This window comes from Paenibacillus pasadenensis DSM 19293, from assembly GCF_000422485.1.
GTDB lineage: Bacteria > Bacillota > Bacilli > Paenibacillales > Paenibacillaceae > Paenibacillus_O > Paenibacillus_O pasadenensis.
The window spans coordinates 174464-192722 of the sequence record NZ_KE383852.1 but is presented as its reverse complement, the minus strand read 5'-3'; the positions used below and the strand labels follow the sequence as shown (position 1 = coordinate 192722).

Genomic DNA, 18259 nt, shown 5'->3' with positions numbered 1-18259 from the left:
GGAGCGGCATGAGCCTATTGTACAAACTGGAAGCATTCGAAGGGCCGCTGGATCTGCTGCTTCACTTGCTGGACAGGGAAGAGATCGACATCTACGACATTCCGATCAGCCGGATCGCGGATCAGTACATGGACTACCTGCATGCGATGCAGGAGTTCGAGCTGGACGTGACGAGCGAGTTCCTCGTGATGGCCGCGACGCTGCTGGCGATCAAGAGCGGGCAGCTGCTGCCCCGCCCTCCCGTCATGGACGAGTACGAGGACGCCTGGGACGACGAAGGCATGCTCGATCCCCGCGACGAGCTCGTGCAGAAGCTGGTGGAATACCGCCGCTACAAGCAGATCGCCGAGCATCTGCGCGACCGCGAGATGGCGCGCAGCCTCGTCTACAGCAAGGAGCCCGAGGACCTGACGACGTACATGAAGGAGGACGACACCCATCCGCTGGAAGGGCTCGACCTCGGCGACATCATGGCGGCGTTCCGGCGGGCGCTCCGCAAGGCGGCCAGGCGGACGCATGTCGCCCGCATCCATCGGGACGAGATATCCGTCAAGGACCGCATCCGCGACATCTCGGAGCTGCTGCGCGAGCATGAGACCGCGCTGTTCTCCCGGCTCGTGGGCGAAGCGGTGGAGCGCCACGAGATCGTCGTGACGTTCCTCGCGATCCTCGAGCTGATGAAGATGAAGCAGGTCCGCGTCTTCCAGAACAGTCTGTTCGATGATATCGTCATCCATTGGAGAGGGGAAGCGTCGGATCGTGATGGTTCAGCAGCTGAAATCGATTATTGAAGGATTATTGTTCATGGCTGGCGACGAGGGCTTGACGATCCGGCAGATCGCCGAGATCGTGGAGATCGACCAGCGCCTGTCGGAGGATCTCGTGCGCGAGCTCAAGGCCGATCTGGAGCAGGCCGGGCGCGGCATCCGCATCGCCGAGGTCGCCGGAGCGTTCCGTTTCACGACCCATCCGGAGCATGCGCCATATTTCGAGCGGATGGCCTACTCGCCGTCCCGTTCGACGCTGTCGCAGGCGGCGCTGGAGACGCTGGCGATCATCGCCTACCGCCAGCCGATCACGAGGGTCGAGATCGAGGAGATCCGCGGGGTCAAAAGCGAGAAAGCGATCCAGACGCTCGTCGCGAAGGATCTGATCGAGGAAAAAGGGCGCGCCGAGCAGATCGGACGGCCGATCCTGTACGGCACGACCCGCTCCTTCCTCGACCATTTCGAGCTCGGCTCGCTCGAAGCGCTGCCGGAGCCGGCGGCGATGACGCCCGAGGCGGAGCTCGAGGAGCAGACGCAGCTGCTGTTCGGCCGCCTGGACGGCCGCCAAGGCTCATCCTCCGAGCCATAAGCGACATCTACGAAAAAGATCGGCCGCGGGCCGGTCTTTTTTGTCATTTCTGGGCATGCTATCCGGGAAAAGGCAGCGGTCCGGCCATCGGCGCGCGCTCCTGCTGCCGAATGACGGAAAGGGGGCTGAATCCGAATGGGAGCATGGCTCGGCTGGCTGGCGGTCGTCCTCGTGCCGCTGCTGCTCGCCGCCGCGATCGCGGCCGTTCCGGTCCGCGCCCGAGCGGAGCTGTCGCGGCATGAAGGCGACGACAATCTGTCCCTTCAGGTGAAGACGCTGTTCGGGTTGCTGAAGTTCAAATGGGAAATTCCGATGATGAAGCTCGGCAAAAATGGGCTGCAGGTGGAGGAGCTCGCGCAGGCCGACAGTCCATCGCTGCTGCATGCCGAATCGGCGGACAAGAAGGATATCGGCGCCTCGCGCATCGCCGAGCTGCTGCAGGATGCCTGGAAGCTGCTGCGGCGGACGGAAAACCTGACCGGCTTGGTGCGGCGCACGCTGAACAAGGTGGAGATCAGCCGCTGGACGTGGCGGACGACGATCGGCACCGGAGACGCGGTCTGGACGGCGATGTCGACCGGCGCGGTCTGGTCGCTGCAGACGGCCGCGCTCGGCCTGCTGTCGCAGCTGTGCCGGCTGACCGCCAAGCCGCAGATGGACGTTCAGCCCGACTACCGCTCGGCACGGCTGGAGACGAGCTTCGACTGCATAGCGGAAATCCGCTTGGGCAATGCTATCCTTGCCGGACTGCAGCTGCTGGTCCGGATGATGAGAACGGAAGGAGGCGTCAGACTGTGGCAGAACATCCTATTCAAGGCCTGATGCAAACCGCCATGGAGAATATCAAGGAAATGGTGGATGTCAACACGATCGTCGGCGACCCCGTGCAGACGCCGGACGGAAGTGTCATTATGCCGATCAGCAAAGTCGGCTTTGGATTCGTGGCCGGCGGCAGCGACATCCGCATGGACGGCGGGGCGCGCAGCAGCTCGACCCATGCCGACGGGCATAACGCGCAGGTCGCGCTGCCGTTCGGCGGCGGCAGCGGCGGCGGCGTATCGATTACGCCGATCGCGTTCCTCGTCGTCGGCACGCAAGGCGTGCGCGTCGTTCCGCTCGACAACCAGACGCATTTGGTCGAGCGCGTCATCGACGCGGTGCCGGGAGCCTTCGAGAAGATCCAGGGCATGTTCCGTCATCACGACGGAGTCGAGCGCGTCGAGAGCACTCTTATCACGAGCGATCCGATTCTTTAGCGCCGCGGACCTGTCCCGGCTGCTGCAAGCGGCTGTCCTCCCCGGAGGACAGCTTTTTTTGCGGTTTCCGGCCGGACAGGACCGGCTTGTTCATATCGGCCGGACAAGATACATACAATGGCAGCAGGAGACGGGAGCCGCCAGCGGCTTTCGCATGCCAGGAGGAGGAAGGATACCGTGGCTATTGCAGGTGCGTGGAAACGAACGGCCGCCGCCGCCGCAGGTCTCGCGCTGCTCGGCGCGAGCCTGCTCTCGGCGCCGGCGGCAAAGGCGGCGGACGCTCCCCGTCCGCCGACGACGAGCGCGCGCGCGGCCGCGCTGATCGACGTCGAGTCGGGCCGGCTGCTGTACAGCAGCGAAGCGGCCGACGAGCCGATGCGGATCGCCAGCCTGACCAAGATCATGACGGCCATTACGGCGATCGAGGAAGGCGACCTGGAGAGCACGGTCACGGTCGGTCTGCGAGCCGTCGGCAAGGAAGGCTCGTCGATCTATTTGAAGCTGGGCGAGAAGATGAAGCTGAAGGACATGCTGTACGGCCTCATGCTGCGCTCCGGCAACGATGCCGCGACGGCGATCGCGGAGCATGTCGGCGGCTCGGAGGAAGGCTTCGTGAAGATGATGAACGAGAAGGCGGCCTGGATCGGGCTCGAGCGGTCCACGTTCATGAACCCGCACGGGCTGGATCAGGAGGGCCATCTGTCGACGGCGAACGATCTGGCGAAGCTGACCGCCTATGCGCTGAAAAATCCCGTGTTCGCGGAAATCGTCGGCACGAAGGTGCACAAGGCGCCGAATCCGTTCGACAGCTGGGACTACAGCTGGGCGAACAAAAACAAGATGCTCGCCTTGTACGACGGCGCCGACGGCGTCAAGACGGGCTACACGAAGACGGCGCTGCGCTGCCTCGTCAGCTCGGCGACGAGGGACGGCCAGCAGCTGGCCGCCGTGACGCTGAACGACCGGGACGACTGGCATGACCATGCGTCGATGCTGGACTGGGGCTTCGAGCATTACGAGCTGAAGACGCTGGCGTCGAAAGGCGAGCCGCTCAAGGGATACTCGCTGGCGTCGGGCCGCCAGCTGCGCTATCCGCTGGCGGAGGGCGAGGAGGCCGGCCTGTCCAACCGCCTCGTGCTGCTCAGCCGCGAGAAGGACGCGCTCGCCTATGCGCTCGGCGAGCGGGGAAGGCTCGAGTGGACGCTGGACGGACGCGCGATCGGAGCGGTGCCCGTCTACGACGCAGGCAGCCCGCGGATCGGCCAGCCGGACCGCGCGACGGCATCGTTCCGGCCTGGAGGCATGTTCTCCAGCCGTCCCGCCAGCCTCGGCGCGGCGCTGTCGAGGAGCCTGAAGGCGCTGTTCGCGACGGGAGGGGAGTGAGCCGATGGTCAACTGGATCTGGCTCGGCTTCATCGTCGTCAGCGTCGTCGTGGCGGCCGCCACCGGACGCATGGATGCGGTCACTCAGGCGGCGTTCGACGGAGCGAAAAACGGCGTGACGATCTGCTTCGGCCTGGTCAGCATTCTCGTGTTCTGGATGGGGCTGATGCGGATTGCCGAGGATGCCGGCCTGCTGGCGCGGCTCGCCCGGCTGCTCAGCCCGTTCGTCCGCCTTCTCTTTCCCGACGTGCCCAAGGGCCATCCCGCGCTCGGCTACATCATGAGCAACATGAGCGCCAACATCCTCGGCCTCGGCAACGCCGCCACCCCGATGGGCATCAAGGCGATGCAGGAGCTGCAGAAGCTGAATCCCGATCCCGCGACGGCGACGCCGGCGATGTGCACGCTGCTCGCGCTCAACACGTCCAGCATCACGCTCGTGCCGACGACGCTGATCGCGATCCGCATGAATTACGGCTCGGCCAATCCGGCGGAGATCGTCGGCACGACGCTGGCGGCGACGGCCGTCGCCACGGCCGCGGCGATTCTGCTCGACCGCTGGTACCGCAGCCGGAGCAAGCAGCCGCCGATGGCGCCGCCGGCCGGAGGGGCTGCGAGCCGCCCCCGCCGCGCGGCGCGCTCTCCGGGCCGGCTCGGCGGGCGGCGCGAGCTGCCTCCAGAAGCGTAAGGGGGGAGGAGCATGCATTCGTTCATCAATCTGCTGTCGGCTTGGATGATTCCCGCGATCATCGCCTTCATTCCTTTATACGGCGCGTTCCGCAAGGTGCCGGTGTACGAGACGTTCACGGAAGGGGCCAAGGAGGGCTTCGGCACCGCCATCGGCATCATCCCGCATCTGGTCGGCATGATGGTCGCGATCAGCATGTTCCGCGCCTCCGGCGCGCTGGACTACGTCACCGGCGCGATGGAGCCGATGCTGCGCCAGCTCGGCGTTCCCGGCGAGGTGCTGCCGCTCTCGCTGCTGCGGCCGCTGACCGGGGCGGGCTCGCTCGCCTATACTTCCGACCTGATCGCGACCTACGGACCCGACAGCATGATCGGAAGGATCGCCTCGACGATCCAAGGGAGCACGGACACGACGCTGTACGTGCTCACGGTCTACTTCGGCGCGATCGGCATCCGGCGCACGCGCTACGCGCTCAAGGTCGGGCTGTTCTCCGACCTGGTCGGCTTCCTGGCCGCCGTCTTCATCTGCCTTTACGTATTCGGCTGAACCGTGCGTCCTGCCGCGGCCGGCGCCTTCTCTGCGGAGAGGGCGCCGGCTTTTTGCCGTGGAGGGACGGCAGGGGGCTCCCTTGTGCTTTTTCGGGACAATCGGTATGATGGTGGGTGAGGTGAACTTAATTGGAACGATTACAAAAAATCCTCGCCGCCGCCGGAGTCGCCTCCCGCCGCAAGTGCGAGGAGCTGATCGCGAGCGGCGCGGTCGAGGTGAACGGCAAAGTGGTCCGCGAGCTGGGAACGAAGGCGGATCCGGCGACGGATGAGATCACGGTGAAAGGCAAGCCGATCGCCTCCGAGAAAAAGATCTATTTGATGATGAACAAGCCGAAGGGCGTCATCACGAGCGCATCCGATCCGAAGGGGCGCAAGATCGTGAGCGACTTCCTGCCCGGCATCAAGGAGCGGGTCTATCCGGTCGGACGGCTCGACTACGATACGGAAGGGCTGCTGCTGCTGACGAACGACGGCGAATTCGCCAATCTGCTCACGCATCCGAGCCATCACGTTCCGAAGACGTATCTGGCGACGGTCAAGGGCGTCCCGCACGGCAGCGCGCTCGAGAGGCTGCAAAAGGGCATCAAGCTCGAGGACGGCATGACCGCCCCGGCCGAAGCCGACTATCACGACGTCGACGTCGATGCCGGAGTCGCGACGATCGCGATTACGATCTACGAGGGACGCAACCGCCAGGTGCGGCGCATGTTCGACGCGATCGGCCATCCGGTGGCGCGGCTCAAGCGGATCAAGTTCGGCCATCTCGTTCTGGAGAACATGCAGCGCGGCAAGTTCCGCCATCTGACGCTGTCCGAGATCAAGGAGCTGCGCGACGCGGCGCTTTCACATAATGGTCACAAAAAGTAACGGGGCCGTGCGCTGCTCCGTCTCTTCTTGCCGTTATAATGAAGAGGAAGAAACGCTTACATAAGGTGGTGGCATGAAGATGAAGGGCGCTGCCCGCAAGCCGGTGCAAATCCTCATTTTCCTCGGCGTCTTGCTGCTGGGCGGTTATGCCATCGGCAAGACGCTGTTTGCGTCGAAGGACGGCCTTCCGATGCCGGGCGACAAGCCCCCGGAGTTCACCCTTTCGACGCTGGACGGGCGCACGGTGTCGCTCTCCGATTACGAGGGCAAGCCCGTCGTCCTCAATTTCTGGGGCAGCTTCTGCCCGCCCTGCGTCAAGGAGATGCCGGAGTTCCAGCGTCAATACGACAAATGGAAAAGCGAGGGGCTGGAGGTGCTCGCCGTCAATCTGAGCGAGGACAACCTGACCGTCCGCAATTTCGTGGCGGGCAAGAACCTGACCTATCCGATTCTGCGCGACGTCGACAAGGAGACCGAGCGCAGGTATCGTCTCCGCTCGTATCCGACAACCTTCTTCATTCGGCCGGACGGCAAGCTGGAGGAGGTCTACCAGGGAGGCATGACGGAGCAGGACATCGAGGAGCGCGTGCTCAAGCTGATCGAAGAAAGCTGACGCAGCCCCAGCCTGCTCCGCCGCATCCAAGCTACATGACAGGAGGCTACACCGGTGTTCCAAAACACCAAATGCGAATGCGGCCATCAGAACCCGGCCGGCACCGTGCTCTGCGAGGCGTGCGGACGCTCGCTCGACGAGGGCGGCGCGGCCGAGGAGCTGCTCGAGATGCGCTACGACGGCGCGGCGAGGCGCTCCCAGAAAAGCCATCCTTCCGTGCTGGACCGGATCTGGAACTTCTTCTCCTCGGTCAAGATCGCCGTCTACATGATCGTCATCACGCTGATCGGAGCCTCGCTCGGCACGATCTATCCGCAGGAGAACACGTTCCTGACGACGCAGGATCTCGGAGACTACTACCGGGATACGTACGGCTTGTCCGGCGAGATCTATTACGCGCTCGGCTTGTCCCACACGTTCGAATCGTGGTGGTTCGTTTCGCTGCTCGTCCTGATCGGCACCTCGCTCGTCGTCTGCAGCCTCGACCGCGTGCTGCCTCTGTACCGCGCGCTGAACAAGCAGCAGATCCGCAAGCACGAGTCGTTCCTGCTGCGGCAGCGGGCCGCATACCGCGGCGACATCGAGGGCGACCCCGAGGCGTGGACCGACCGCTTCGAGCAGGCCGCGCGCAAGCGCCGATACAAGGTCATCCGCAAGGACGGCGCGCTGCTCGCCGAGAAGCATCGGTTCAGCCGCTGGGGGCCCTATATCAACCATATCGGCCTGATCGTCTTTCTGCTCGCCGTGCTCGCGAGAGCGGTGCCGGCCTGGCAGATGGACCAGTACGTGACGATACCCGAGGGCGACACCGTCCGCATCGAAGATACGAACTACTTCGTCAAGAACGAGAAGTTCACGGTCGAGTTCTACGGGGACGAGGAGCTTCCCGCGGAGCTCAAAGGCACGCTGAGAGCGAAGCTGTACCGGACGGACGCCGTCCTGTACGAATGCCGGAGCGGCTGCACGGCGGCTTCCGGACAGCCCGAGCTCGTGGAAGTCGCCCGCCATCCGATCGAAGTGAACAGCCCGCTCGAATACGACGGGCTCAAGCTGTACCAGTTCGACTTCGACAACAAGGCGGTGCTGCGCGAGGTCAAGCCGGTCGTCATCGACAAGGCGACGGGCGAGACTTACGGTCCGTTCACGCTGAAGATGCGCGATCCCGAGACGACGTTCGAGGTCGGGCCGTACCGGCTGGAGCTGAAGCAGAACTTCATGGAGTTCGCGATCGGCGAGGACGGCAATCCGATCACCAAGTCGCGGGATCCCAAAGCCCCTGCGTTCATCTTCATGGTCTATGGCCCCGGCCTCGACGAAAAGGGAGAGCCGTACATCTACTTCCCGATGCAGAAGGATAAGGCGGCCTTCAGCCAGGACAAGCTGAACGCGGCGATCGCGGACCGGCTGGAGATCAAGGTGAACGGCATGGAGAACGTGAGCTTCGTCGAATACACGACGTTCCTCAACGTCCGCAAGGACCTCGCGATGCCGTATATCTGGGTCGGCCTCGGCATCTCGATGCTCGGCCTCGTCATGGGAGCCTACTGGCATCACCGCCGCATCTGGCTGCGCGTCGACGGCAGCCGCGCGACGATCGGCGCGCACACGAACAAAAACTGGTACGGCATGCGGGCGGATCTCGCGGCGGCGCTGAAGGCGGCCGGCAACGAGACCGATCCGAAGAGCTTGGATAACGGAGGGAATCGGACGTGAATTGGCTTGATCTCAGCAGCTCCGCTTTCATAGCGGCATTTTTCCTGTATTGCTTCGGCTTTCTCTTTTATGTGATGGCTATCGCCGGCCGCAAATGGAGCCATGGCGATCCGGCGGGGCATGAGCGCAAATGGGGACGGATCGCGTTCATCGTCTCCGCCCTCGGCCTTGCCGCGCAGCTGACGTTCTTCTTCACCCGCTGGATCGGACAAGGACATATTCCGGTCAGCAACATGTACGAGTTCATGACGTTCCTCGGCATGGCGGTCATGCTCGCCTTCGTCATCATTTTCCTGATCTACCGCAAGCCGATCCTCGGCATGTTCGCCTTGCCGCTCGTCATCATCATCATCGCCTACGCTTCCGTCTTCCCGCAGGAATCGCAGCCGCTCATCCCGGCGCTCAATTCCTACTGGCTTAAAATCCACGTGACGACGGCCGCGCTTGGCGAGGCGTTCCTGGCCGTGGGCTTCGCGGCCGGCCTGCTCCACCTGCTGCGTACGGTCGACTACGCCAGCAAGGAGAAAAGCGCTCGCCGCGAGCGCTTCTGGGTCGAGGTCACGATGTTCATGCTGATCGTCGCCGTCGGCTTCATCATCAGCGTGTTCAGCTTCCGCATGGCGGGCTACGAGGCCGAATTCCGGCAGGAGACGGCGGACGTGACGCAGGCGGGCGAGGCGGTCTCGAACGTCGAGACGGTCCGCTATACGATGCCGCCGATCGTCCAGCCGTTCAACAGCGAGCTGCTGCACGCGGATGCTTTCCTCGGCGTAGACGAGCCGCTGCTTGAGGCGCCGTCCTGGATGAACGGCATCAACGCCGGCCGCAAGCTCAATACGGTCGTCTGGTCGCTGCTGACCGGCGCGATCCTTTACGGCCTGCTGCGGCTCGCTTTCCGCAAGCAGCTCGGCGCCGTCATCCATCCGATGACGACCGACATCGATCCCGACGATCTGGACGAGATCAGCTACCGGGCGATCGCGATCGGCTTCCCGATCTTTACGCTGGGCGCGCTCATTTTCGCCATGATCTGGGCACAGATCGCCTGGTCGCGCTTCTGGGGCTGGGATCCGAAGGAAGTATGGGCGCTCATCACCTGGCTGTTCTACAGCGCCTACCTCCATCTGCGTCTCTCTCGCGGCTGGCACGGCAAGCGCTCGTCCTGGCTTACGGTCATCGGATTCGTTATTATTATGTTTACGCTGATAGGCGTCAATCTGGTCATCGCCGGCCTGCATTCGTACGCCGGAGTATAAAGGACTACCAAAGGAGCCGTGCCGCATGAGTGAATACGTGCACCGCATCCTCGTCGTGGACGACGAGGAGCGGATCCGCCGCTTGCTGAAAATGTACCTGGAGAAGGAAGGCTATCAGATCGAGGAGGCCGATGACGGCGAGCAGGCGCTGCGTCTCGCTTCCGGCCAGGACTTCGACCTGATCCTGCTCGACGTCATGCTTCCCGGCATGGACGGCATCGAGGTATGCAGCCGCCTCCGGCAGATCAAGGCGACTCCGGTCATCATGCTGACCGCCAAGGGCGAGGAGATGAACCGCGTGCAGGGCTTCGAGGTCGGCGCCGACGACTACGTCGTCAAGCCGTTCAGCCCGCGCGAGATCATCTACCGCGTCAAGGCGATCCTGCGCCGCTCCTCCGCCACCGCGTTCCTGACCCGGGAGACTGCGGCGAGCAGCAACATCGTCTTCCCTCATCTGGTCATCGAGCATGACGCCCACCGCGTCACCGCGGGCGGACACGAGGTCAGCCTGACGCCCAAGGAATACGAGCTGCTCCATTACTTGGCGGTCAGCCCGGACAAGGTCTTCTCGCGCGAGGAGCTGCTCAAGGACGTCTGGAACTACGAGTTCTTCGGCGATCTGCGGACGGTCGACACCCATGTGAAGCGGCTGCGCGAAAAGCTGAACAAGGTCTCGACGGAAGCGGCTTCCATGATTACGACCGTATGGGGCGTCGGCTACAAGCTCGAGGTGCCGAAGTAACCGATGCGCTGGCTGTGGAGAAGCGTCGTCGGCAAGCTGTGGATCACGATCATGCTGCTCGTGGCGGTCGTGCTGATCATTTTGGGCATGTTCCTCCTGCAGTATATCGATATCGCTTTTGACGAGCCGTTCCGGGTCAAGCTGCTGTTCGTCTACATCGGGATCATCGGATTCCTGCTGTCCACCTTCTTCGCGTTTTTCCTCTCCAGCAAGATCACGCAGCCGCTCCTGCAGCTGAAGGACGCGGCGAACCTGATCTCGGAGGGCGACTACCGCACCCGCGTGCCGATCCGCTCCTCGGACGAGATCGGCGAGCTGGCGGGCGCGTTCAACCGGATGGGGGCCGATCTGCAGGAGTTCTTCACCGATCTGAACCACGAAAAGGAGCATCTGTCGAGCGTGCTGCGCAGCATGGCCGATGCGGTGCTGACGATGGATGCCACCGGGCGCATCGTCCTGACGAATCCGCCCGGAGAACGGCTGCTCGAACGGCTGCGCATGGCCGCTTGGGACGAGGAAGAGGATCGGGCGGCCGGCTCCGATGCCGCGCCGGGGCCGCTGCGGGAGCTGTTCCGCACCGTCATCGCGGAAGGCAGCGACCTCAGCGAAAAGCTGCAGGTGCAGGGCGGGGTCTGGTCCGTCGTCATGGCGCCGCTCAAGTCCGACGATACGGTGCGCGGAGTCGTCGCGGTGCTTCGCGACGTGACCGAGGAGCATCGCCTGGAGAAGCTGCGGCGGGACTTCGTCGCCAACGTGTCCCATGAGATCCGCACGCCGCTGTCCATGCTCCAGGGCTACAGCGAAGCGCTGCTGGACGACATCGCGGCATCCCCCGAGGAGCGCCGCGAGCTCGTCCAGGTCATCCACGACGAGTCGCTGCGGATGGGCCGCCTCGTCAAGGACCTGCTCGATCTGGCCCGCATGGAGGCGGGCCATGTGGAGCTCAGCCTCGGTGTCGTCGATCTCGATGCGCTGCTGCGCCGCGTCGCGCGCAAATTCAGCGTGTATACGGGAGATCGAGGCATCCGCCTGGAGGTAGAGGCGCCGGAAGCGCCGATCGTGCTTTTGCAGGCGGACGAGGATCGGCTCGAGCAGGTGCTGACCAATCTGCTCGACAACGCCGTGCGCCACAGCCCCGACGGCTCGCGCATCCGCCTCGCGCTCGGGATGAGCGGAGGGCAGGGGGGGCGGCAAGCGAGGCTGGAGGTCGAGGATGAAGGGCAAGGCATCCCGGAGGAGGATGTTCCGTTCATCTTCGAGCGCTTCTACAAGGCGGACAAGGCCCGCAAGCGCGGCTCCTCCGGCGGCACCGGACTCGGCCTGGCGATCGTCCGCAACATCGTCGAAGCCCATCAGGGCAGCATTCAGGTCCAGTCCAAAATCGGACGAGGCACGACATTCACGCTGCTGCTGCCTGTCGAACCGAATCCGATCCTGTCTTGACACCCTTTTCGAAGGGTGTTTTTTTGTTGAAGCAGAGGGGCAAATCTTGTTGCATGTGGAACAAACGCGCGCATGGCCGCGGATGAAAGCGAAAAAAGTCCGTCCCCGCAGGGACGGACTTCGCAGCCATTGATCGAGCGGCTTAGTAAAGGATGACTTCCTTGGCGGTCTTGAGCTCGTCGAGCTGGATCATCTCCGCCAGCACCGCCTTCGGCACGCCTTTGTCGACGGTCAGCACCATGATCGCGGCGCCGCCCTCGACCTGGCGTCCGACCTGCATCGTCGCGATGTTGACATCGTTGGAGCCGAGCAGCGTGCCGATGCGGCCGATGATGCCGGGACGGTCATGATGCGAGATGAGGACGAGATGGCCGGACGGAGCGACGTCGACCGTATACCCGTTGACCTGGACGATGCGCGGGCCGTAGCCGGTCAGCAGCGTGCCGGCGACATGCGTCGTCTCGCCGCGGCTTTTCAGCGTGACGCTGACGAGGTTCGTGAAGTCTTTGGCCGTATGGGACTTGTTGACGACGACGTTGACTCCGCGCTCCTTGGCCAAATAAAGCGAGTTGATGATGTTGACCTGGTCGCTGCCCAGATGATGGGCGAGAATGCCCTTGACGATGTAGCGGGTCAGCGGCTGGGTATCGAGCTCGGCCAGATCGCCGGAAAAGCCCACGGTAATCTCGCCGAACGGACCGTCCGTGATTTGAGCGGCGAGCGATCCGAGCTTCTCGCCAAGCTCGAAGTACGGCTGGAGCTGGGTCATGACTGCGGCCGCTACCGGAGGCATGTTGACTGCGTTCAGGAACGGCTCGTCGCGCAGGATATGGAGCACTTGCTCGGAGACGTCGATCGCGACGTTTTCCTGGGCTTCGATCGTCGAAGCGCCCAGATGCGGCGTCACGATGATTTTCGGATGCGTGAGGAAAGGATGGTCCGCTGCCGGAGGCTCCACCTCGAAGACGTCGAACGCCGCGCCGGCGACGATGCCTTCGTTGACCGCGTCGACAAGCGCGTACTCGTCGACGATGCCGCCGCGCGCGCAGTTGACGATGCGCATGCCGCGCTTCATCACCTTGAACTGCTCCGCGCCGATCATGTGGCGCGTCTCCGGCGTCAGCGGCGTGTGCACGGTCATGAAGTCGGCGCCGCGCACGATGTCGTCCACGCTCGCGAGCTTGACGCCGAGCTTCTCCGCCTTTTCTTCCGTGAGGAAGGGATCATAGCCGAGGATGTCCATGCCGAACGCCTTGGCGCGCCGCGCGACCTCGCTGCCGATCCGCCCCATGCCCACGACGCCGAGCGTCTTGCCGCGCAGCTCGACGCCGACGAACGACTTGCGGTCCCACTGGCCGCCGACCGTCTTGGCGTACGCTTGCGGGATATGGCGGGCTACGGCCATCATCATGGCGAAGGTATGCTCGCATGTCGTGATGGTGTTGCCGTCCGGAGCGTTGATGACGATGACGCCCTTGCTCGTCGCGGCCGGCAGGTCGATGTTGTCGACGCCGACGCCCGCGCGTCCGACGACTTTGAGGGACGTGCCGGCTTCGAGCACTCTCGCGGTGACGCGGGTCTGGCTGCGCACGAGCAGCGCGTCGTACTCGCCGATGATGGCGACGAGCTCGTCCTCGCTCAGCCCGGGCTTCTTGTCGACCGTCACGTCCTCGGCGTCCATGAGCTGCTGGATGCCGAGATCGCTGATCGGATCGGATACTAACACTTTGAACATGGGGAATGCCTCCTAGCGAATGGTGGTTGCATACGGCAGGCGGGACGTCCCGGTAGGGGCGTCCGCGCCGGGTCATGCTATGGAAAGTGTATGCTGGCGAGCCAAGAAGAAAAAACGCCCGGCGTCATCGTGACCAGCCGGGACGGGTTCCTCTTCCGCGGCGCAGGGACGAGCTGTCCCATCCGCGTCCATCGCATACGGAAGCCGCCTTGATGACGGGGCTTCTGTATGGCTTCAATGCTTGTCCGTGCTAGAGCGCGATCGGCTGCAAACGCAGAATGCAGCGAGATCTGTCGAGAAACCGCGCATTCTGCAACCGAAGGCTGACCTTTACTATTCTAAAGCGGTGTTGTCCCAAATGCAATGAGAAAACTTGCTGGCCCTATAAATTTTAGCTATCATTCTTGCAGACCCGGATCAGCTTTCGGGCGGGAGGAAAAACGGAAGCTGCGGCAGCACCTCGGAGCCGTACAGCCGCGACTTGATCTGCCAGAAGTCGCCGCTGCGGACCGCGCCGGTGCCGCTCAGCAGCTCGACCGCGTCCTGGAAGCTCGTCAGGCCGAGCTTGTCGGCCTCGCCGGACTCGATCAGCTGGTCGACCGCTCCGGCCAGATCCTGCGGGAGGAAATCCCTCATCCGGCCTCGCTTGCTGAGCAGGTCGGCGACGAGCTTGTTCTTGACCGCGAGCGGACTCGAGCTCCACTTGTCCAGGCTGACGACGCCGGCCAGCTCGGCCTGCTGCGGGATGGCCGAGCGCGTGGAGGACGCCCAGGCGAGCATGGCGGAATAATAGCGGTTCTGGCCGGAGAGCGAATCCGCCGTCGCCTGCTTGTAGTCCTTGTCCGCGCGCAGGGCGGTCAGGAAGCGCTCGGGCGTGCTTCCGGCGGCGGCGGATTTCTGATGCGAGGCCGCGTCGACGAAGCGGTCGAGGCTGCGCAGGTAGTCGGCGCGCGCCTCGGTCAACAGGCTTCCTTTCGCCTCCAGGGCGACCGCCTCGATCTCCTTGCGCTTTTTGGAGGCAAGCTCGCCGAGCTGCTCCAGCTGGCCGACCGACGGGGCGCTCGAGCGGGCTTCAAGACGGCTTTCCATCTTGAGCCATTCGCTCTGAAATTCACGGTAGGGCGAAAATACGGTATGATAAAAGGACACGAGATCCTGCTGCGTATAGGCGACTGCCGTCTTCGCCGCCGCAGCCTGGAGCGATTTGGCCTCATAGCGGGTTTCCGTACGGGCGGAGCCGACCTCGACACCGGCGAAAAACGCGCCGACCGCCAGGGCGAGCATGAAGATGAGGCCGAGCGAGAAAAGCATTTGATAGCGGTTCAGATGTTTGTCCATAGGAATTCTCCTTGCGATCGGTTGATTGTCGGCTGTGATTACTTCAAGACAGGCGGGACTTCATGAAAAAATTCGATATCCGCAACATCCGTGTCCGCAGCGTGTCGGTCGACGAGCTGTCGGACCGCATGCTGCTGCTCAACCTGTATGTCACACAAGCGGTTACCCTTGTTATCGGCTTGGCCTGGTGTTTTTTTCAGGGCCGCAATCCGCTGACGCTGCTCGGGCTTCCATCCGACGCGCGCTTCCTCTACTGGGGCTTCGGATTCGCGCTTGCCGTGCTGGCGGTCGACCTGATCCTTTCGCGCTGGGTGCCGGAGGAGGCGGCGGACGACGGCGGCGTCAACGAGCGCATTTTCCGCTGCCGGCCGGTCTGGCATATCGCGCTGCTCTCGCTCGTCGTGGCGGTGTGCGAGGAGATGCTGTTCCGCGGCGCGATCCAGCATAGCTTCGGTCCGTACTGGACCAGCATCCTGTTCGCGGCGATCCATGTCCGCTACCTCAAGCATTGGATTCCGACGGGCCTCGTCTTCGGCATCAGCTACGGCCTCGGATGGATCTACCTGCAGACCGATACGCTCTGGGCGCCGATCGCCGCCCATTTCGCGATCGATTTCATCATGGGCCTTATCATCCGATTCAGGAGGGAAGCATGAGCCGGATCGACAAATTCGGGCGCAGGAGGCGGCTCGACAGGGGGGCGCCAGCCCGAGAGGAAAGCCGCGCGGAGAGCGGGGCGCCAGGAGCAGGATTGCCGCCCCGCCAAAGCAGGCATCCGTCGCTGCGGCCGAAGCTGTCCCGGCTGCTTCTGCGCGCCTTGCTTTTTTTGTTCATCGTCCTCTCCGGCTGCCTGTTCATTTGGGGCAGGAGCCTGTTCGTCGATCACTCGGAGCCGGCAGGAGCAGTGATCGGGAAAGGAATCGGTGCTGCGCCATGAAGATGGTAATAGGGGCCGCGCTTGCGGCCGCGCTCGCTGCCGCGGCGGCGCTGGGAGGTCGAGCTCTCGTCCGGACCATGCTGAAGGAGGCTGAAGGGACGGACATCGTGCCGGAGGACGTGCCGCTCGAACGGCTGCCGGCCGAACTGGAAGGGCTGCGGCTGCTGTTCATCAGCGACATCCACCGCCGCCGGCTCGAGCCGGATCTGCCGGAGCGGATCGAGGCGCTCGGAGGGGCGGAGCTCGTGCTGATCGGCGGCGACGTCCGGGAGACGGGCGTCAGCCTCGAGCAGGTGCGGTCGAACATGGCGCTGCTGCGGAGCATCGCCCCGGCCTATGCCGTCTACGGCAACCACGATTACGACGGCGAGATCGAGGAGCTGCGGGCCGCGCTCGAGCAGGAGGGAGTGCGCGTGCTCCGCAACCGGCATGAGTACGTCGCCGTGCCCGGCCGATCGGCCTTCCGCCTCGCGGGGACGGACGATCCCCGGACGAAGCGCGACCGTCTGCGCGAAGCGCTTGACCTGTCCGATGAGGCGGCGACGGCCTTCTCGCCTCGCCCCGAGCCCGGCGGATCGATGCCGTTCACCGTGCTGCTCGCGCATGATCCGATTCTCGCGCATCGCAGCCGGCACGAGGGCATCGAGGCCGACCTGATGCTGTCCGGACATACGCACGGAGGCCAGATCATCCTGCCGCTGCTCGGCCCGGCGATGCGCAGCTCCAGCGTGCGCAAGTTCCGGGCGGGCTGGTTCGACTTGCCGGCGCCGGCCGCCGCGCGAAAAGCCGGACCTCGAAAGGTCCGGCTGCTCGTAAGCTCCGGATACGGCACCTCCAAGGCGCCGCTGCGGCTGAACTGCCCGCCGGAGATCCATCTGCTCCGGCTCGCGCGCTCCGCGGCCCGGAGCTAGCGGCCGGCCGGTGCGCCGGGGCGCTCGATCGTCGCGGGATCGATGAAGCCGTAGCCTTTTTCCTCGAGCTTGGTCAGCAAGGAGTCCAGGCCGTCGGCCGTCCACTGGAGCTCGTGCATGAGGATGTTGGCGCCAGGGTGGAGCTGCGACAGCACCTGCTCGATGACGAGCTGAGGATCCTTCTTCGTCGCCTTCAGATCCCAGTCGAGCGATCCGTTCGACCAGGTCATGTACAGCATTCCTTCTTCCTTCGCGACCTGCTTGCCGACATCTCCGCCCGCTCCATGCGGCGGCCGGAAAAACTCCGGACGCTGTCCGATCGTCTTCTCCACGATATCCTGCACGTCGCCGAGCTGCTTCTGCACCTCGGCTTTGCTTTTTTTGCTCAGCACGACATGATCCCAGGAATGGTTGCCTACCGTCTGGCCGCGGTCGTGGATCAGCTTCAGCAGCTCGGGATGCTCCTCGACCCGATAGCCGTTGACGAAAAAGATCGCCTTGGCGCCGTGCTTGTCCAGCGCGTCCAGCATTTGCGTCAGCATGGCCTCTTCCTTCGGACCGTCGTCGAAGCTCAGCAGCACGACCTTGTCCGGAGCGTCGCCGATCGGAGCGAAGCGGAACGTCTTGTCGCTCATCCGGTACAGCGTCTCGGCCGTTTCGGGCGCGGGGGAAGGCAAGGCGGACGGCGACGGAGAAGCGCTCGGCGATGCGGAAGGCGACGGCGCTATGGTCGCCGCGGAGGCGGCGGGACTGGCGACAGAAGCCGCAGGGGACGCGGCCGGGCTGGAGGCCGGAGCTCCGCTTCCCTCGGAGCATCCGGCCAGCAGCAGCAAGGCTGCCGCGCCGCAGGCGGCAAGGCGCCGCGGCGCCGCGTAGTGACGATAGTTGGTCAAGAAGATTCCCTCCAGATGCCTGATTGTGGAGCGGCGGCCGGCAGCTCGGCCGGTCACGCCCAAGATGCTCATTCTACCATAATAACCGACGCGCCGCCGCATGAAACCCGGTCGGAGAGGCAGCGGCATGAACCGGCTGCGGAATGGACAAGCTACCGGCATCAAGTCGAAGCGAAGACGCTCTTGCGTCTTACCCGAAGGAGGAGATGGCCTTGAGGCTGGGAAGTTTCATTGCTGGTGGAATCGCAGGCGCCGCAGCGGCGCTGTATGTCGCGCGCAAGCGTCCCGGATTGGCGGCGGCGGCCGGTGTCGCGGCCGGCCAGCTGTGGTCGGGCGTCGTGAGGAAGTCGATGGCGGGGGCGCTCCGTCAAGGGATGGGGACGATCGGCCGCTCGGCCAAGCCCGTCGCGCCGGAGCCGGCCGTGTCCGAGCGCCGGGCGGAGCCGGCCGCCGCCCATGCCGGCGACGCCCAGGCGTGGGCGCAGATCGCGGCGCTCGTAAGCAGCGATCCCGCGGTCAAGAAAGAGACCGACAAGCTGCTGGCGGAGGCCGGCGCCTCCATGCCGCATTGACTCTC

19 protein-coding genes are annotated in these 18259 nt (G+C 64.2%); 16 read left to right on the top strand and 3 right to left on the bottom strand.

Annotated elements, in window-relative coordinates; all coding sequences use genetic code 11:
- The first annotated feature begins 8 nt into the window (after nt 1-8).
- The 13 genes from H582_RS0119060 (at nt 9) to H582_RS0119000 (ending at nt 11868) form a co-directional block, all read left to right on the top strand.
- Nucleotides 9-791, top strand: a complete 783-nt coding sequence (locus tag H582_RS0119060; protein WP_028599818.1) for a segregation and condensation protein A — start codon at nt 9-11, stop codon at nt 789-791.
- Nucleotides 792-804: 13 nt separating this feature from the next.
- Nucleotides 805-1356 (top strand): SMC-Scp complex subunit ScpB, encoded by a 552-nt coding sequence (gene scpB, locus H582_RS0119055; protein ID WP_373864114.1) that lies wholly within the window; start codon nt 805-807, stop codon nt 1354-1356.
- A gap of 135 nt (nt 1357-1491) precedes the next feature.
- On the top strand, nt 1492-2178 hold the full coding sequence (locus H582_RS0119050) for a DUF2953 domain-containing protein (RefSeq protein WP_028599816.1): 687 nt from the start codon (nt 1492-1494) through the stop codon (nt 2176-2178).
- The gene (gene ytfJ, locus H582_RS0119045; RefSeq protein ID WP_028599815.1) at nt 2151-2612 is read left to right on the top strand and encodes a GerW family sporulation protein; all 462 of its coding nucleotides are present in this window, start codon (nt 2151-2153) and stop codon (nt 2610-2612) included. The genes H582_RS0119050 and ytfJ overlap by 28 nt, the downstream gene beginning before the upstream one ends.
- A 177-nt stretch (nt 2613-2789) precedes the next feature.
- On the top strand, nt 2790-3995 hold the full coding sequence (locus H582_RS28450; protein WP_373864113.1) for a D-alanyl-D-alanine carboxypeptidase family protein: 1206 nt from the start codon (nt 2790-2792) through the stop codon (nt 3993-3995).
- Nucleotides 3996-3999: 4 nt separating this feature from the next.
- Nucleotides 4000-4683, top strand: coding sequence for a nucleoside recognition domain-containing protein (locus H582_RS28445; RefSeq protein WP_084137428.1), 684 nt, complete (start codon nt 4000-4002; stop codon nt 4681-4683).
- Nucleotides 4684-4695: 12 nt separating this feature from the next.
- The gene (locus H582_RS0119030) at nt 4696-5229 is read left to right on the top strand and encodes a spore maturation protein (RefSeq protein ID WP_028599814.1); all 534 of its coding nucleotides are present in this window, start codon (nt 4696-4698) and stop codon (nt 5227-5229) included.
- 131 nt (nt 5230-5360) lie between these two features.
- A complete protein-coding gene (locus tag H582_RS0119025) occupies nt 5361-6101 on the top strand; it encodes a pseudouridine synthase (RefSeq protein ID WP_028599813.1) in 741 nt (246 codons plus the stop codon).
- 73 nt (nt 6102-6174) lie between these two features.
- Entirely contained in the window at nt 6175-6714 is a 540-nt protein-coding gene (locus tag H582_RS0119020; RefSeq protein ID WP_228551434.1) for a redoxin domain-containing protein, read from the top strand.
- Nucleotides 6715-6768: 54 nt separating this feature from the next.
- On the top strand, nt 6769-8427 hold the full coding sequence (gene resB, locus H582_RS0119015) for a cytochrome c biogenesis protein ResB (RefSeq protein ID WP_028599811.1): 1659 nt from the start codon (nt 6769-6771) through the stop codon (nt 8425-8427).
- Nucleotides 8424-9683 carry a cytochrome c biogenesis protein CcsA gene (ccsA, locus tag H582_RS0119010; protein WP_028599810.1) on the top strand — a complete coding sequence of 420 codons (1260 nt, stop codon included), beginning with the start codon at nt 8424-8426 and terminating at the stop codon, nt 9681-9683. The genes resB and ccsA overlap by 4 nt, the downstream gene beginning before the upstream one ends.
- A gap of 25 nt (nt 9684-9708) precedes the next feature.
- Complete coding sequence (locus H582_RS0119005) at nt 9709-10425, top strand: response regulator transcription factor (protein ID WP_028599809.1); 717 nt, start codon at nt 9709-9711, stop codon at nt 10423-10425.
- A gap of 3 nt (nt 10426-10428) precedes the next feature.
- On the top strand, nt 10429-11868 hold the full coding sequence (locus tag H582_RS0119000; protein WP_028599808.1) for a sensor histidine kinase: 1440 nt from the start codon (nt 10429-10431) through the stop codon (nt 11866-11868).
- A gap of 142 nt (nt 11869-12010) precedes the next feature.
- Here H582_RS0119000 and serA read toward each other — a convergent pair whose 3' ends face one another.
- Nucleotides 12011-13603, bottom strand: a complete 1593-nt coding sequence (serA, locus tag H582_RS0118995; RefSeq protein ID WP_028599807.1) for a phosphoglycerate dehydrogenase — start codon at nt 13601-13603, stop codon at nt 12011-12013.
- 417 nt (nt 13604-14020) lie between these two features.
- Nucleotides 14021-14941, bottom strand: a complete 921-nt coding sequence (locus tag H582_RS0118990) for a hypothetical protein (protein ID WP_028599806.1) — start codon at nt 14939-14941, stop codon at nt 14021-14023.
- 62 nt (nt 14942-15003) lie between these two features.
- Here H582_RS0118990 and H582_RS0118985 point away from each other — a divergent pair, with 62 nt between their 5' ends.
- Both H582_RS0118985 and H582_RS0118975 read left to right on the top strand, forming a co-directional pair.
- Nucleotides 15004-15597 carry a CPBP family intramembrane glutamic endopeptidase gene (locus H582_RS0118985; RefSeq protein WP_028599805.1) on the top strand — a complete coding sequence of 198 codons (594 nt, stop codon included), beginning with the start codon at nt 15004-15006 and terminating at the stop codon, nt 15595-15597.
- A 277-nt stretch (nt 15598-15874) separates the two neighbouring features.
- Nucleotides 15875-16789 (top strand): metallophosphoesterase, encoded by a 915-nt coding sequence (locus tag H582_RS0118975; protein WP_052333429.1) that lies wholly within the window; start codon nt 15875-15877, stop codon nt 16787-16789.
- Here H582_RS0118975 and H582_RS28440 read toward each other — a convergent pair.
- Entirely contained in the window at nt 16786-17682 is an 897-nt protein-coding gene (locus tag H582_RS28440) for a polysaccharide deacetylase family protein (protein WP_052333439.1), read from the bottom strand. The genes H582_RS0118975 and H582_RS28440 overlap by 4 nt on opposite strands.
- A 212-nt stretch (nt 17683-17894) precedes the next feature.
- Between H582_RS28440 and H582_RS0118965 the strand changes: the two genes are divergently transcribed.
- On the top strand, nt 17895-18254 hold the full coding sequence (locus H582_RS0118965) for a hypothetical protein (protein WP_028599802.1): 360 nt from the start codon (nt 17895-17897) through the stop codon (nt 18252-18254).
- The last annotated feature ends 5 nt before the right edge of the window (nt 18255-18259 follow it).

Bases quoted from the DNA above. Each gene is read 5' to 3' on its own strand.
- H582_RS0119060 (WP_028599818.1), top strand. From the start codon at position 9: ATGAGCCTATTGTACAAACTGGAAGCATTCGAAGGGCCGCTGGATCTG.
- scpB (WP_373864114.1), top strand. From the start codon at position 805: ATGGCTGGCGACGAGGGCTTGACGATCCGGCAGATCGCCGAGATCGTG.
- H582_RS0119050 (WP_028599816.1), top strand. From the start codon at position 1,492: ATGGGAGCATGGCTCGGCTGGCTGGCGGTCGTCCTCGTGCCGCTGCTG.
- H582_RS28445 (WP_084137428.1), top strand. From the start codon at position 4,000: ATGGTCAACTGGATCTGGCTCGGCTTCATCGTCGTCAGCGTCGTCGTG.
- H582_RS0119030 (WP_028599814.1), top strand. From the start codon at position 4,696: ATGCATTCGTTCATCAATCTGCTGTCGGCTTGGATGATTCCCGCGATC.
- H582_RS0119020 (WP_228551434.1), top strand. From the start codon at position 6,175: ATGAAGATGAAGGGCGCTGCCCGCAAGCCGGTGCAAATCCTCATTTTC.
- H582_RS0119005 (WP_028599809.1), top strand. From the start codon at position 9,709: ATGAGTGAATACGTGCACCGCATCCTCGTCGTGGACGACGAGGAGCGG.
- H582_RS0119000 (WP_028599808.1), top strand. From the start codon at position 10,429: ATGCGCTGGCTGTGGAGAAGCGTCGTCGGCAAGCTGTGGATCACGATC.
- serA (WP_028599807.1), bottom strand. From the start codon at position 13,603: ATGTTCAAAGTGTTAGTATCCGATCCGATCAGCGATCTCGGCATCCAG.
- H582_RS0118990 (WP_028599806.1), bottom strand. From the start codon at position 14,941: ATGGACAAACATCTGAACCGCTATCAAATGCTTTTCTCGCTCGGCCTC.
- H582_RS0118985 (WP_028599805.1), top strand. From the start codon at position 15,004: ATGAAAAAATTCGATATCCGCAACATCCGTGTCCGCAGCGTGTCGGTC.
- H582_RS0118975 (WP_052333429.1), top strand. From the start codon at position 15,875: ATGAAGATGGTAATAGGGGCCGCGCTTGCGGCCGCGCTCGCTGCCGCG.